Genomic DNA, 604 nt, shown 5'->3' with positions numbered 1-604 from the left:
GGAGCTCGACACGTTCACGATCGTCACCACCGAGGCCAACGCGGCGATGCGGCCGTTGCACGACCGGATGCCGGTGATCCTGGCGCCGGGGGATTACTGGGCGTGGCTGAACGGCGCGACTGCGGCCGATCAGGTGCAGGCGCTGGTGAGGCCGTGTCCCGAGGCGGCGCTCGCGGTGTATGCGGTGGGCAGGGCGGTGGGGAACGTCAGGAACGAGGGCGCGGGGCTGATTCAGCCCGTTTGAGCCGACATTCCTTCGCTGCCGACCCGCCTGCCCTGCTTTATCCCGCGTTCTAGGCTCCTGGGCCGTTTAATCGAGCGTGGTGTCATCGCTGAAACCCGGTTTCGTGCGCGTTTCCGGCGGCCGATAATCGCTTGCATAATCATAACAATCATATTATTATGATTATTATCTAATCGCACCCGGAGACTGGCACATGACCTCGAATCTTCCCCTCGATGCCCGCGAGCGTGTCTTTGCCGCGGCAAGCCAGATCTTTGAAGAGTCCGGCCGGCAGACGATGCCCACGGTCGACCAGGTGCGCCGCCTGGCGAAAGTCGACATGCACGCCGCGACCGCGGCGATGCGCGAATGGCGTCGGCA

General features: G+C 63.7%; 1 protein-coding gene. It reads left to right on the top strand.

The features are described 5' to 3' along the window. On the top strand, nucleotides 1–244 hold a 244-nt coding region (locus tag ACUH78_RS19480; protein WP_445334474.1), incomplete at its 5' end, for an SOS response-associated peptidase. Nucleotides 245–604 lie beyond the last annotated feature (360 nt).

The sequence above is a fragment of the Thauera sp. ZXT1-4 genome (assembly GCF_052598215.2).
Note: the sequence above shows the minus strand (reverse complement) of the source record. Positions and strands in the feature narration are given on the sequence as shown.